The sequence below is a fragment of the Streptomyces sp. NBC_00727 genome, from assembly GCF_045161745.1.
Classification (GTDB): domain Bacteria; phylum Actinomycetota; class Actinomycetes; order Streptomycetales; family Streptomycetaceae; genus Streptomyces.
The window spans coordinates 6,828,606-6,841,884 of sequence record NZ_CP108981.1 but is presented as its reverse complement, the minus strand read 5'-3'; the positions used below and the strand labels follow the sequence as shown (position 1 = coordinate 6,841,884).

Below are 13,279 nucleotides of genomic sequence, written 5' to 3'. Positions count from 1 at the left end.
GTGCGGCACCCACGGTGGCCGCACCTCTCAGAAAGGCACCGTCAACTGCGCCTGGATGTGCGCCTGGAGGACACCGGCCATGTCGGTCGCACCGCCGCTCAGCAGCCACTGGGTCTGGAGACCGTCCATCAGCGCGATCAGCTGCTGCGCGGCCTCCCCCGGGTCGATGTCCTCCCGCAGCACACCCTTCTCGCGGGCCTCGGTGTAGGAGACGGCCGTGGACAGCACCGCGGTGCGGTAGCGCTCGACGAAGTAGGCGTGGGCCGGGTGGTCGGCGGCGGTCGCCTCGGCTGACAGGACGCAGAACAGCTCGACGATGCCGCGCCGTTGCGCGTTGAGCGCCGCGAGCCCCACCAGGCGGCGCAACCGGTCGACTCCGGTGGGGCGGCCCGCCTCCAGCCACTGGTCGTCCACGGCGTCGCGGTGCTCCAGGACCGCGAGCAGCAGCGACTCCTTGGTCGGGAAGTGGTGGAGCAGTCCGGGATGCGAGATGCCGCAGCGGGTGGCGATCACCCGCAGCGAGGCGCCCCGGTATCCGGCCTCGCCGAACATGGCCATGGCCTGGTCGAGGATCTCCTCGCGTTTGGCCCGGCCCTTGGCGTAACCGCGTCGCTCCCCGCCGGTCACTCGGCACACTCCCCGGTCGTCTCGGCAGGCACCGCTGCGTATGTTTGCATCCTACTTACTTACCACTAGGTCGGTATTCGGCGTACGGTGGTGCCCGGAGCGCAGCCTCCGCGTACCGCCCGATGAGAACGTCGCAGACGTCGTGAAAGGAACTCCCGTGGGCTCCTCCCTGCCCTATCTCGACCCCCGCCTGTCCATTCCGGAGCGCGTCGCCGACCTGCTCGGCCGGATGACGCTGCCCGAGAAGGTCGGCCAGATGCTCCAGCTCAACGGCAAGGACGGGGTGCGGCAGCACATCGAGGACATGCACGCGGGCTCCATCCTGCACGCCTCGCCCGAACGCGTCCTGGAGGCCGCCGAGCTGACCCGGCGCACCCGCCTCGGCATCCCGCTGCTGGTCGCCGAGGACTGCATCCACGGGCACTCGTTCTGGGAGGGCGCCACCATCTTCCCCACCCAGCTGGGCATGGCCGCGAGCTGGGACCCGGAGCTGCTGGAGCGCGTGGCCCGGGCGACCGCCGTCGAGGTCGCGGCGACCGGCGTCCACTGGACGTTCTCGCCGGTGCTCTGCATCACCCGGGACCTGCGCTGGGGCCGGGTGAGCGAGACCTTCGGCGAGGACCCGTTCCTCATCGGCGAGCTGGCCTCGGCGATGGTGCGCGGCTACCAGGGCGAGGGGCTCGACGACCCGACCGCGATCCTCGCGTGCGCCAAGCACTTCGCGGGCTACTCCGAGACCCAGGGCGGCCGGGACGCGAGCGAGGCCGACATCTCGCGCCGCAAGCTGCGCTCCTGGTTCCTGCCGCCGTTCGAGCGGGTCGCCAAGGAGGGCTGCCGTACGTTCATGCTGGGCTATCAGTCCATGGACGGCGTCCCCATCACCGTCAACAACTGGCTGCTGGGCGAGGTGCTGCGCGGCGAGTGGGGCTACACCGGGACCCTGGTGACCGACTGGGACAACGTCGGGCGCATGGTGTGGGAGCAGAAGGTGTACGCCGACCACGCGCAGGCGGCGGCCGCGGCGGTCCGGGCGGGCAACGACATGGTGATGACGACCCCGGACTTCTTCGAGGGCGCCCAGCAGGCCGTGGCGGCCGGGCGGCTCGACGAGGCGGAGATCGACGCGGCGGTCGCGCGCATCCTGACGCTCAAGTTCGAGCTGGGGCTGTTCGAGAACCCGCGCCACCCCGACCGGGCCCGGCAGGAGGCGGTCATCGGCAGCGCCGGGCACGCCGAGGTGAACCTGGAGGTGGCCCGCCGTTCCCTGGTGCTGCTGGCCAACGACGGCACCCTGCCGCTGGACGGCGGCTTCCGGGCCGGGGCGGACGGTCGCGCGGTCGCGGACGCAGGTGCGGCGCCGCGTACGGTCGCCGTGATCGGCCCCAACGCCGACGACGCGCAGACCCAGCTCGGGGACTGGGCGGGCTCCTCCGGTCAGGCGGACTGGCTGCCGGACGGCCACCCGCGCGCCATGATCCGTACCGTGCTCGACGGCTTCCGGGAGCACGCACCGGCCGGCTGGACCGTCACCCACGCGCGGGGCGCCGACATTCTGACCGTGGGCCCCGACCCGGAGGGCGCCTTCTTCCCGGACGGGCAGCCGCGTCCCGAGATCGTCGTGCCGTGCGAGCCGTCCGAGGAGCTGATCGCGGAGGCGGTCGCCGCCGCCGAGGCCGCCGACCATGTCGTCGCCGTGGTGGGCGACCGCATCGAACTGGTCGGCGAGGGGCGCTCGACCGCGACCCTGGAGCTGATCGGCGGGCAGATCGCGCTGCTGGACGCGCTCGCCGCGACGGGCAAGCCGTTCACCGTGGTGGTCATCAGCTCCAAGCCGCTGGTGCTGCCGCCGTCCGCGTACCGCGCCTCGGCCATCGTGCACGCGTTCAACCCGGGCATGCTCGGCGGCCGCGCGGTGGCGGAGCTGCTCCTCGGCCTCGTGGAGCCGTCCGGGCGGCTGCCCGTCTCCTTCGCGCGTCACGCGGGGCAGCAGCCGACGTACTACAACCAGCTGCGCGGCCAGCACGGCACGCGGTACGCGGACCTGACCCAGCAGCCGGCGTTCGTGTTCGGCGAGGGGCTGAGCTACACGACCGTCGAGTACGGGGACCTGGAGGTGCTGACCGACGTCCTGGGCGCGAACGACACGCTGCGGGCGCGCGTGGTGGTCGGCAACACCGGCGAGCGGCCCGCGCTGGAGACCGTGCAGGTGTACGTGAGCGACTCGGTCACGTCCGTGACGTGGGCGGAGAAGGAGCTGAAGGCGTACCGGCAGGTCCCGTTGGCGCCGGGTGAGTCGCGCGAGGTCGTCTTCGAGCTGCCGGTGTCCGTGTGCAGCCTGGTGGACGCGGAGGGCCGGCGGGTCGTCGAGCCCGGCGCGTTCGAGCTGCTCGTCGGTCCGTCGTCGCGGGACAAGGACCTGCTGCGGGCTGGTTTCACCGTCAAGGGCTGAGGCCCGCGGGCGGGCGGCCGGGCGTCAGGGGCCCGGCCGGCCGGTCCCGCGCAGCCGTTCCAGGTCGGAGGGGCGGACCTGGATGACGAACAGGGCGATCAGGGCTGCGGCTACGGCGAAGGCCGCCGCGGCGAGGAACGCGGTGGAGACGCCGGACGCCAGGACCTGGTCGCCCCAGCTCCCCGGGAGCTGCCCGGTCCTGCGGAACTGCGCGAGCTGCGCCGGTGTCGCCTCGGCCATGAACTTGGGCACCTGGTCGGTCGCCTCGTTGCGGCTGGCCGTGCCGAAGACCGTGACGAGGATGGACAGACCGAGTGATCCGCCCACCTGCTGGGTGGTGTTGAGGATGCCTGAGGCGGCACCCGACTCATGGGGCTCGACGCCGGAGAGCGCCATCAGCGTCAGCGAGACGAACTGCAGCCCCATGCCGAGGCCGAACACCAGCACCGGTCCCAGGAGACTGCCCAGGTAGGTGCTGTGGACGTCGGTCTGCGTGAGCCAGCCGAGTCCGATCGCGGCGAGGACCGCGCCCGTCACCATGAACGGCTTGGGACCGAAGCGCGGCAGCAGCCGGGAGGTGAATCCGGCGCCGATCGCGATGATGACGCTGACCGGCAGGAAGGCGAGGCCCGTACGCAACGGGCTGAAGCCCAGGATGTTCTGCACGAACAGGGTCAGGAAGAAGAACATCCCGAACATCGCCGCGGCGAGGCTCAGCATGATTCCGTAGGTGCCCGCGCGGTTGCGGTCGCGGAACATCCACAGCGGCGTGATGGGTTGCCGGGACCGGCTCTCGATGGCGATGAACAGGCCGAGCAGCACCACCGCCGCGGCGAACGCCACCAGGGTCAGGGTGTCGCTCCAGCCCTCCTCGGAGGCGCGGATGAACCCGTAGACGAGGCTCACCATGCCCACTGTCGCCGTGAGGGCGCCGAGTACGTCGAAGTGGCCCGGGTGGCGCTCGGACTCCTGGATGTAGCGGCGGGTCGCCAGCACGATCAGCGCGCCGATGGGCACGTTGACGAAGAAGATCCACCGCCAGTCCAGCCACTCGACCAGCACCCCTCCGGCGAGCAGACCGATGGCGCTGCCGCCCGCCGACACGGCCGCGAACACGCCGAAGGCCCTGTTGCGTGCGGGGCCTTCGTGGAACGTTGTCGTGATGAGGGCGAGCGCGGTCGGGGAGGCGATCGCGCCGCCGACGCCCTGGAGGGAGCGGGCGGCGAGCAACTGCCAGGATTCCTGGGCGAGTCCGCCGAGCAGGGAGGCGATGACGAAGAGGGCGACGCCGGCCATGAAGACCCGGCGCCGCCCCAGGATGTCGCCGATCCGCCCGCCGAGCAGCAGCAGGCCGCCGAAGGTGAGGGTGTAGGCGTTGATCACCCAGGAGAGGTTCTCGGTCGAGAAGCCCAGGGAAGTCTGGATGTGCGGTAGGGCGATGTTCACGATGGTGATGTCGAGGACCACCATCAGTTGGCACGAGCAGATGACGAGCAGGGCGATGGTGCCGCCGCGGTCCCTCCGGGGGGTGGCGGTGGCATGCGTGGGTGTCGCGTGGGAGCCCGTCATTGGTTCGTTGGCCGCGTCGTGCGGGGGTGAACGTGGCCGTTCACTCCCTCGACGTTAGACCTGTGGGGTGGGCGTCGCGAATCGATCTCCGGGGGCGATTCGGGGTGGTGCGCCCGCGGCCGCTCCTCCGCCCTGATCAGCCCGGAGACCGTGCCGGACCCGTCCTTCGGCATCGCGTCGGGCGCCTCCACCGCCGAGGCCTCGGCTGCGTGACCGGGCACCCCACTCCCCCGGCGGGCGGTGCCTCGGCACCGCCCGCCGGGGCGCCCCCGCGAGTGACCGTCGTCCTGACACCTGGAGACGGCCCGGACCAGGGCACCGACGATCTGCGCCGGCGGGCACGCACCGAAATCGGAAGCCCGTGAGAGGGGACGGCTGCTAGGATCACCGTGCCGTTCAGCGCGTACCGAGGAGATCAGACATGGCAGGCGACGACGACATCTCCGGGTGATCCCGGAGCCCCGTAGCCACCGCGGGCGCCCAGGGCGCCACCGCAGTGGCCATGTCGTTGTTCCCTCTGGCCATTCCTCCGGGGCCGCGGTTTGCGCCGACCCCGGATTCACACGCGAGGTCTCCGCATGTCCGAGGCATCCCTCATCTGCTCGAACCTTTCCTTCTCCTGGCCGGACGACGTCCCGGTCTTCACAGGCCTGTCCTTCACGGTGGGCACCGGACGCACCGGTCTCATCGCCCCCAACGGCTCCGGGAAGAGCACCCTGCTCAAACTGCTCGCCGGTGAGCTGCGGCCCACCGCCGGTTCCGTCACCGTCGAGGGCACGCTCGGGTACCTGCCGCAGAGCCTCCCCCTGACCGGTGACCTGTCGGTCGCCGAGGTCCTCGGCGTGGACGCGGTGATCCGCGCGCTGGACGCCGTGGAGTCGGGTGACGTGGACGAGAAGCATTTCGCCGTCATCGGTGACGACTGGGACATCGAGGAGCGCACCCGCGCCCAGCTCGACCGGCTCGGTCTCGACGCCATCGCCCTGGACCGGAGCATCGGCACGCTCAGCGGCGGCCAGGTCGTCTCGCTCGGGCTGGCGGCCCAGCTGCTGAAGCGCCCGGACGTCCTGCTGCTCGACGAGCCGACCAACAATCTCGATCTCGACGCGCGGCACCGCCTCCACGACACGCTGGAGACGTGGAGCGGCGCGCTGCTCCTCGTCAGCCACGACCGCGCGCTCCTGGACCGCATGGACCGCATCGCCGAACTCGGCCCCGAGGAACTGCGCCTGTACGGGGGCAACTTCACGGCGTACGAGGAGGCCGTGCGGGCCGAGCAGGACGTGGCCGAGAAGAACGTCCGCAACGCGGAGCAGGAGCTGAAGCGGGAGAAGCGCGAGATGCAGCAGGCCCGCGAACGGGCCGAGCGGCGCGCGAGCAACGCGGCCCGCAACCTCAAGAACGCGGGCCTGCCCCGCATCTTCGCCGGGAACATGAAGCGGGGCGCCCAGGAGGCAGCCGGCAAGTCCGGCCAGACGCACGCCGCCCGGGTCGGTGAGGCGCAGGCCCGTCTCGACGAAGCGGGGCGCGCCGTACGCGACGAGCAGCGCATCACGCTCGACCTGCCCGACACCGATGTGCCCGCCGGCCGCACCGTGCTTCTCTGCGAGCAGGTGCGGGTGCGCCTCGGCGGCCGGGAGCAGTTCTCCGGCGAAGGGATCGACCTGACGATCCGGGGCCCCGAGCGCATCGCGCTGACCGGGCCGAACGGGGCGGGCAAGAGCACACTGCTGCGGCTGGTCAACGGTGATCTGGAGCCCGACGAGGGGTCGGTCAGGCGCGCCGACGGGCGCATCGCGTATCTCTCGCAACGGCTCGACCTGCTCGACCTCGACCGCACGGTGGCCGAGAACTTCGCCGCGTTCGCCCCGCACCGGCAGGAGGCGGAGCGGATGAACCTGCTCGCGCGCTTCCTCTTCCGCGGCGACCGCGCCCATCTGCCCGTCCGGGTGCTGTCGGGCGGCGAACGGCTGCGGGCCACTCTGGCCTGCGTCCTGTGCGCGGAGCCGGCCCCGCAGCTGCTGCTCCTGGACGAGCCGACGAACAACCTCGACCTGGTGAGCGCCGGGCAGCTGGAGAGCGCGCTCGCCTCGTACCGCGGGGCGTTCGTGGTGGTCAGCCACGACGAGCGCTTCCTGGAACGGATCGGCGTGGAGCGGTGGCTGCGGCTGGCGGACGGGGAGCTGCGGGAGACGGGAGCGCCCCAGTCATGAACCGTGCCCTGGTCGCCCATGATCTCGTCCGCACCTTCGGCGGCAAGCGCGTCCTCGACGGGGTGTCGCTCACCGCGTCGCCCGGCGACCGCATCGGCCTGATCGGCGAGAACGGTGTCGGCAAATCGACACTCCTGCGGCTGCTCGCAGGGGTGGACGAGCCCGACGCCGGGCAGGTCTGCCGGCCCGCCGATGTGGGTTTCCTGCGCCAGGAGATGCCCTTCGACGCGGACTCCACCGTCGCCGGCGTCCTCGACGACGCCCTGCGCGAGGCCCGTGCCGACCTCGCGGAGCTCGACCGGCTCTCCGGACTCCTCACCCGTACGACCGAAGGCTCTCCGGAGTACGCGCAGCTCCTGGAGACGTACGGCGGGCGGCTCGAACAGGCCGAGGAGCGGGCGGCCTGGGACGCCGACCGGCACGCGGCCGTCCTGCTCGACGGCCTGGGCCTCGGCTCCCTGCCGCACGGGCGAACGCTCCGCTCGCTCTCGGGCGGGCAGCGCGGCCGTCTGGCGCTTGCCGCGCTGCTCGTTCGCCGGCCGTCGGCCCTGCTGCTGGACGAGCCGACCAACCATCTCGACGACGAGGCCGCGTCGTTCGTCGAGGAGCAGCTGCGGGCGATGCCGGGGCCTGTGGTGATCGCCGGCCACGACCGGGCTTTCCTCGACGCCGTCTGCACGGATCTCGTCGACCTCGATCCGGCGGTCGACGGGCCGGTGCGGTACGGCGGCGGGTACAGCGCCTACCTGGCCGAGAAGCGCGCGGAGCGGGCGCGGTGGGAGCGGCGGTACGCCGAGGAGCAGGAGGAGATCGAGGCGCTGCGCCGCTCGGCCGCGGTGACCGCGCGCCAGGTCGCACCGGACCGGGGGCCCCGGGACAGCGAGAAGATGGGGTACGGGCTGCGGGCCGGCCGGGTGCAGGGCCAGATCGCGCGCCGGGTGCGCAACGCCGGCCGCAGGCTCGACGAGGCGGAGCGCCGCCAGGTCGACGAGCCGCCCCGCCCGCTGCGGTTCCGGTACTCCGCGCGGGCCGAGCCTTCTGAGCCGGGCACGCTGGTGTCCCTGCGCGACGTCCGCTTCCCGGGCAGGCTGGCCGTCGACCGGCTCGACGTCGAGGCGTCCGAACGCCTGCTGGTGACGGGCGGCAACGGTACGGGGAAGTCGACGCTGATCGCGGTGCTCGCGGGCCGTCCGGTGGCGTTCGGCGAGGTGGTCCGGCGGCCGGGCCTGTCCGTCGGGGTGCTCGCGCAGGACTCCGTGTTCACCCGCCCGGACCGCACCGCCGGGGAGACGTACGCACGGGTGCTGGGCGTCGAGCGGGCGGAACTGGTGTCGTTGGCCTCGCTGGGGCTGCTCCACGAGGCGGACGCGGACAAGCCGGTGCACCGGCTGTCGGCCGGCCAGCGGCGCCGGCTCGCCCTCGCCCTGCTGATGGCCCGCCCGCCGGAACTGCTCCTCCTCGACGAGCCCACCAACCACCTCTCCCCCGCGCTGTGCGACGAGTTGGAGGAGGCGCTGGGCCCAGGACCCGGCGCGATCGTGGTGGCCAGCCACGACCGCTGGCTGCGCCGACGCTGGCGGGGACGCGAACTGCGGCTGGGTGCTTAGGGCCCTTCGTGGTGGATGGGCGTACGTGATCCGGTGAGTGGGGCGCCCGTCCCGCCGCGGCGTACGGCGACGATCTCCGCGGCGATGGACAGGGCGGTCTCCTGCGGGGTGCGGGCGCCGAGGTCGAGGCCGATCGGGGAGTGCAGCCTGGCCAACTCGTCCTCGGTCAACCCGGCTTCGCGCAGTCGCCGGTCGCGCTCCTCGTGGGTGCGGCGGGAGCCCATCGCTCCGATGTACGCGGCCGGCAGCCGCAGGGCCGTCTCCAGGAGGGGCACGTCGAACTTGGTGTCGTGGGTGAGCACGCACAGGACGGTGCGTGCGTCGGTCGTGATGCTCCGCAGGTAGCGGTGCGGCCAGTCGACCACCACCTCGTCGGCGTCCGGGAAGCGCTCCGGGGTGGTGAAGACGGGCCGGGCGTCGCACACGGTGACGTGGTAGCCGAGGAAGGCCCCGGCCCGGACGAGCGCGGAGGCGAAGTCCACGGCACCGAAGACGATCATCCGTGGCGGCGCCGCGCCCGCCTCCACGAGGAGCGTGAGGCCCCCGGGACAGTGGGAGCCGTCCTCCGCGATGTCGACGGTCGCGGTGCGGCCGGCTTCCAGCAGGGCGCGGGCCTCGGCGGCCGCCGTACGGTCCAGTTCGCCACGGCCGCCGAGGCGGCCCTCGTACGTTCCGTCGGCGTGCACGGCGAGCGCCCGGCCGAGCAGGTCGTCCGGCCCCCGCACCACCCGGACCAGCGCCACCGCTTCCCGCCGCACCACGGCGTCCACCGCCGCGCGGAACACCGGTGCGGCCGGCCGCACCGGTGTGACCAGGATGTCGATGACGCCGCCGCAGGTGAGCCCGGCCGCGAAGGCGTCGTCGTCGCTGTATCCGAAGCGCCGGCGCACGGTCCGGCCGTCGCGCAGGGCCTGCTCGCAGAGCTCGTACACCTCGGCCTCCACACAGCCGCCCGACACGGAGCCGACGACGGCCGCGTCCCGGTCGACGGCGAGGGCGGCGCCGGGCCCGCGCGGCGCGCTGCCGTCGACTCCCACGACCGTGGCGACGGCGAAGTCCCGGCCGTCCTCGAACCAGGGGCGGAGCCGGTCCGCGATCTCAAGCACCCGGGGTGTCCCCGGCCGCTCGCAGGACGCGGTCCGGGCGGATCGGCAGCTCCCGGTGGCGTACCCCGGTCGCGTGCCACACCGCGTTGGCGATGGCGGCGGCGACGCCCACGATGCCGATCTCGCCGACGCCCTTGATGCCGACGGGGTCGCCGGGCACGGGGTCGTCCACCCAGTCCGCCTCGACGAGCGGTACGTCGGCGTGGGAGGCGACGTGGTAGCCGGCGAGGTCGGCGTTGACGTGGCCGCCGGTCGCCGCGTCGCGGACCGCCTCCTCGTGCAGCGCCATGGACAGCCCCCAGGTCATGCCGCCGGTGAGCTGGCTGCGGGCGGTGAGCGGGTTGACGATGGCGCCCGCCGCGAAGATGCCCAGCAGACGGCGTACCCGTACCTCACCGGTGGTGACGTCGACGGCGACTTCGGCGAACTGCGCGCCGAACGAGTGCCGTTCCTGCTGCGGGAGGGCGGCGATGGCGTCGGCGGTGTCCGAGCGGGCGGTGATCCCCTCGGGCGGGATGCCGCCGCCCAGCGCCAGCCGTTCGCGTACGTCGGCTGCCGCCAGCCGGACCGCCCAGCCCCAGGAGCGCGTGCCGGTGGAGCCGCCCGCGATCATCGCGTGGCCCAGGTCGCTGTCGCCGATGCGCATCCGGATCAGGTCCGGGTTCACCTGGAGCGCCTCGGCGGCGACGAGCGTCATGGCGGTACGTGCTCCGGTGCCGATGTCCGAGGCGTTGATCCGTACGGTGAAGGTGCCGTCGGCCTCGGCGGTCACGGCGGCGGTGGAGCGCCCGACGCCGGAGGGGTAGGAGGCCGCGGCCGTCCCGCTCCCGAGCAGCCACCGCCCTTCGCGGCGAAGGCCGGGGCGGGGATCGCGGGCCGCCCAGCCGAACCGGCGCGCGCCCTCCTCGAAGCAGGCGAGCACGTTGCGGCTGCTGAAAGGCAGGCCCGAGACCGGGCCGGTGGCGGGTTCGTTGCGCGCCCGCAGGGCGATGGGGTCCATGCCGCACTTCTCGGCCAGTTCGTCGAGGGCCGACTCGATGGCGAAGGACCCGGGCGCCTCACCGGGGGCGCGCATCCACGTCGGTGTCGGCACGTCGAGCCGGACGACGCGGTGCCGGGTGCGGTGCGCCTCGGCGTCGTAGAGGACACGGCCCAGCACGGCGCTCGTCTCGACGAACTCGTGCACGGTGGAGGTGAGGTTCAGCGCCTCGTGGTCGAAGGCGCGCAGCCGGCCGTCGGCGTCGGCGGCGACCCGGACGCGCTGGGCGGTGGGGCTTCGGTAGCCGACGAGCGAGAACATCTGACGGCGCGTCATAACAACGCGTACGGGCCGGTCCAGGACGGTGGCCGCCATGACGGCGGCCACCTGATGTGCACTCAGGCCCTTGGATCCGAAGGCGCCGCCGATGTGTTCGGACCGCACGCGTACGGAGTCCCGGTCGAGGGAGAAGAGCTGGGCGATCTCGCCGGCCACCCAGCCGCTGCCCTGGTTGGAGTCGATGATGTCGAGCCGGCCGTCGTCCCAGCGGGCGGTCGCGGCGTGCGGCTCCATGGTGCAGTGGTGCTCCTCCGGCGTGGTGTACTCGGCGTCCACGACGAAGGGGGCCCCGTCGAGCTGTGCCCGGACGTCCCCCTTGCCCGCGTCGGCCTGCACCATCGGGGAGTCCTCGGGCCGGTAGGCGTCGTCGCGCCCGGGACGGAACGCCACGTCGTGCGGTTCCTCCTCGTAGCCGACGACGAGCGCCTCCGCCGCCTCCCTGGCCTGCTCGGGGGTCTCGGCCACCACGAGGGCCACCGGCCAGCCGGTGAACGGCACCCGGTCGTGCTGGAAGAGCCCGACCACCGGGTTGGGCCGTCCCAGCATGCCCACGTAGTCGGCGTCGACGCGCGGCGCGTTCCCGTGGTGCAGCACGGCGAGCACGCCCGGCATGGCGAGGACGGGCTCGTCCGCCACGGCGGTGACCCTGCCCCGGGCGATCGTGGAGAGCACCAGCCAGCCGTGGGCGAGCCGGGCGAACGGGATCTCGCCGGCGTAGCGGGCGGCGCCGGTGACCTTGTCGCGGCCCTCCACCCGGGCCCGGCCAGCTCCGGTTGCACCCGTGGCGGAACTCGTGCCGGTGGTCGTGGTCATCGGGTCGCCTCCTCGGCGAGTCGGTCGAGTCCGGCCACGACGAGGTTGCGCATCAGCGTCACCTTGTAGCGGTTCTCGGGCAGGGGCTCGGCCGCGGCCAGCTCGGCGTCGGCCGCGGTGGCGAACGCTTCCGTGCCGGCCGGGCCGCCGATGAGGGCCCGCTCGGCGGTACGGGCCCGCCAGGGCCGTGAGGCGACGGCCCCGAACGCGAGGCGCACGTCGCGCACGACTCCGTCGCGTACGTCGAGCGCGGCGGCCACGGAGCCGATCGCGAAGGCGTACGAGGCACGCTCGCGGACCTTGCGGTAGCGGGAGTGCGCGGCGGCCGGGACGGGCGGCAGGGTGACACCGGTGATCACGGCACCGGCGGGCAGCGCGGTCTCGATGTGCGGGGTGTCGCCCACGGGCAGGTAGAACGCGTCGAGCGGCAGCGCGCCGGGCCCGTCGGCCGTTTCGTACGAGACGACCGCGTCGAACGCCGCGAGGGCGACCGCCATGTCGGAGGGGTGGGTGGCGACGCAGTGTGCGGACGCGCCGAGGATGGCGTGGTTGCGGTGGTCGCCGGTGACGGCGGGGCAACCCGTGCCCGGTACGCGCTTGTTGCAGGGTTTGGCCAGGTCGGCGAAGTAGCCGCAGCGGGTGCGCTGGAGGAGGTTGCCGGCGACGGTGGCCATGTTGCGCAGCTGCCCCGACGCCCCGGCGAGCAGTGCCTGCGTGAGGGCCGGGTAGTGGCGGCGTACGACGGGGTGGGCGGCGAGGTCGCTGTTGCTGACGGTCGCGCCGATGCGCAGGCCGCCGTCCCCGGTGGCCTGGATCTCGTCCAGCGGGAGGTCCCGTACGTCGACGAGGAGGCCGGGACGTTCCACGCCGGCCTTCATCAGGTCGACGAGGTTGGTGCCGCCGCCGAGCAGCCGGGCGTCGGGGGCGGTACCGAGCAGGGCCACCGCTCCGGCGACGTCATGGGCCCGCTGGTATCCGAACTCCCTCATGCCACCGGCTCCTTGGTCTCGTCTGCGACGTTCTCGGCGGCTCGGGCGACCGCCCGCACGATCTGTGCGTAGGCGCCGCAGCGGCACAGGTTGCCGCTCATCCGCTCGCGGATCTCGTCGGCGGTGAGCGCGGGCGCCTCCGCCTCGGGCCGCACGTCCTCGGTCACGGCGCTGGGCCAGCCGGCGGCGTGTTCCTCGATGACCGCGAGGGCGGAGCAGATCTGGCCCGGAGTGCAGTAGCCGCACTGGTACCCGTCGAGGTCCAGGAACGCCTGCTGCACGGGGTGCAGGCGGTCGCCGTCCGCCACGCCTTCGATGGTGGTGATCTCGCGTCCCTCGGCCGCCACGGCGAGCTGGAGGCAGGCCACGGACCTGCGGCCGTCGAGCAGCACCGTGCAGGCACCGCACTGGCCCTGGTCGCAGCCCTTCTTGGTGCCGGTCAGGTCGAGGCGTTCGCGTAACGCGTCGAGCAGGGTGGTGCGGTGGTCGACGGTCAGCGTGTATTTTTCGCCGTTGATGTGCAGCGTCACGGCACTGGACGTCGGTGGGGCCATGATCAGCCTTCTTTCGCATTGCTTGAGCGCGTCG

9 protein-coding genes and 1 pseudogene are annotated in these 13,279 nt (G+C 73.0%); 4 read left to right on the top strand and 6 right to left on the bottom strand.

Going from position 1 to position 13,279, the window contains the following annotated elements; genetic code table 11:
• Nucleotides 1–27: 27 nt before the first annotated feature.
• Entirely contained in the window at nucleotides 28–627 is a 600-nt protein-coding gene (locus tag OG242_RS30780) for a TetR/AcrR family transcriptional regulator (RefSeq protein ID WP_329030317.1), read from the bottom strand.
• 157 nt (nucleotides 628–784) lie between these two features.
• Between OG242_RS30780 and OG242_RS30775 the strand changes: the two genes are divergently transcribed.
• The gene (locus OG242_RS30775) at nucleotides 785–3,076 is read left to right on the top strand and encodes a glycoside hydrolase family 3 N-terminal domain-containing protein (RefSeq protein ID WP_330454957.1); all 2,292 of its coding nucleotides are present in this window, start codon (nucleotides 785–787) and stop codon (nucleotides 3,074–3,076) included.
• 24 nt (nucleotides 3,077–3,100) lie between these two features.
• On the opposite strand, the gene OG242_RS30770 is transcribed toward OG242_RS30775, so the two are convergent.
• Complete coding sequence (locus tag OG242_RS30770) at nucleotides 3,101–4,645, bottom strand: MFS transporter (protein WP_405901278.1); 1,545 nt, start codon at nucleotides 4,643–4,645, stop codon at nucleotides 3,101–3,103.
• A gap of 72 nt (nucleotides 4,646–4,717) precedes the next feature.
• Here OG242_RS30770 and OG242_RS30765 point away from each other — a divergent pair.
• From OG242_RS30765 to OG242_RS30755, 3 genes and pseudogenes are all read left to right on the top strand, one after another.
• Nucleotides 4,718–4,858 (top strand): annotated as a pseudogene (locus OG242_RS30765) (TauD/TfdA family dioxygenase); the annotation flags it as partial.
• Between the two features lie 365 nt (nucleotides 4,859–5,223).
• Complete coding sequence (abc-f, locus tag OG242_RS30760) at nucleotides 5,224–6,858, top strand: ribosomal protection-like ABC-F family protein (protein ID WP_405901277.1); 1,635 nt, start codon at nucleotides 5,224–5,226, stop codon at nucleotides 6,856–6,858.
• Nucleotides 6,855–8,465, top strand: coding sequence for an ABC-F family ATP-binding cassette domain-containing protein (locus OG242_RS30755; protein ID WP_405901276.1), 1,611 nt, complete (start codon nucleotides 6,855–6,857; stop codon nucleotides 8,463–8,465). Before abc-f ends, OG242_RS30755 begins: the two co-directional genes overlap by 4 nt.
• On the opposite strand, the gene OG242_RS30750 is transcribed toward OG242_RS30755, so the two are convergent.
• Genes OG242_RS30750 through OG242_RS30735 form a run of 4 tightly spaced genes read right to left on the bottom strand, consistent with a single transcriptional unit; the run spans nucleotide 8,462 to nucleotide 13,245 of the window.
• A complete protein-coding gene (locus OG242_RS30750; protein WP_405901275.1) occupies nucleotides 8,462–9,571 on the bottom strand; it encodes an XdhC family protein in 1,110 nt (369 codons plus the stop codon). The two genes, OG242_RS30755 and OG242_RS30750, sit on opposite strands and share 4 nt — an antisense overlap.
• Entirely contained in the window at nucleotides 9,564–11,702 is a 2,139-nt protein-coding gene (locus OG242_RS30745; protein ID WP_405901274.1) for a xanthine dehydrogenase family protein molybdopterin-binding subunit, read from the bottom strand. Before OG242_RS30745 ends, OG242_RS30750 begins: the two co-directional genes overlap by 8 nt.
• Nucleotides 11,699–12,691 (bottom strand): FAD binding domain-containing protein, encoded by a 993-nt coding sequence (locus OG242_RS30740; RefSeq protein WP_405901273.1) that lies wholly within the window; start codon nucleotides 12,689–12,691, stop codon nucleotides 11,699–11,701. The genes OG242_RS30745 and OG242_RS30740 overlap by 4 nt, the downstream gene beginning before the upstream one ends.
• Entirely contained in the window at nucleotides 12,688–13,245 is a 558-nt protein-coding gene (locus OG242_RS30735) for a 2Fe-2S iron-sulfur cluster-binding protein (protein ID WP_405901272.1), read from the bottom strand. The genes OG242_RS30740 and OG242_RS30735 overlap by 4 nt, the downstream gene beginning before the upstream one ends.
• Nucleotides 13,246–13,279 lie beyond the last annotated feature (34 nt).

Excerpts from the sequence above, each read along its gene's own strand:
- OG242_RS30770 (WP_405901278.1), bottom strand. The coding sequence starts at position 4,645 with ATGACGGGCTCCCACGCGACACCCACGCATGCCACCGCCACCCCCCGG.
- abc-f (WP_405901277.1), top strand. The coding sequence starts at position 5,224 with ATGTCCGAGGCATCCCTCATCTGCTCGAACCTTTCCTTCTCCTGGCCG.
- OG242_RS30755 (WP_405901276.1), top strand. The coding sequence starts at position 6,855 with ATGAACCGTGCCCTGGTCGCCCATGATCTCGTCCGCACCTTCGGCGGC.
- OG242_RS30745 (WP_405901274.1), bottom strand. The coding sequence starts at position 11,702 with ATGACCACGACCACCGGCACGAGTTCCGCCACGGGTGCAACCGGAGCT.
- OG242_RS30740 (WP_405901273.1), bottom strand. The coding sequence starts at position 12,691 with ATGAGGGAGTTCGGATACCAGCGGGCCCATGACGTCGCCGGAGCGGTG.
- OG242_RS30735 (WP_405901272.1), bottom strand. The coding sequence starts at position 13,245 with ATGGCCCCACCGACGTCCAGTGCCGTGACGCTGCACATCAACGGCGAA.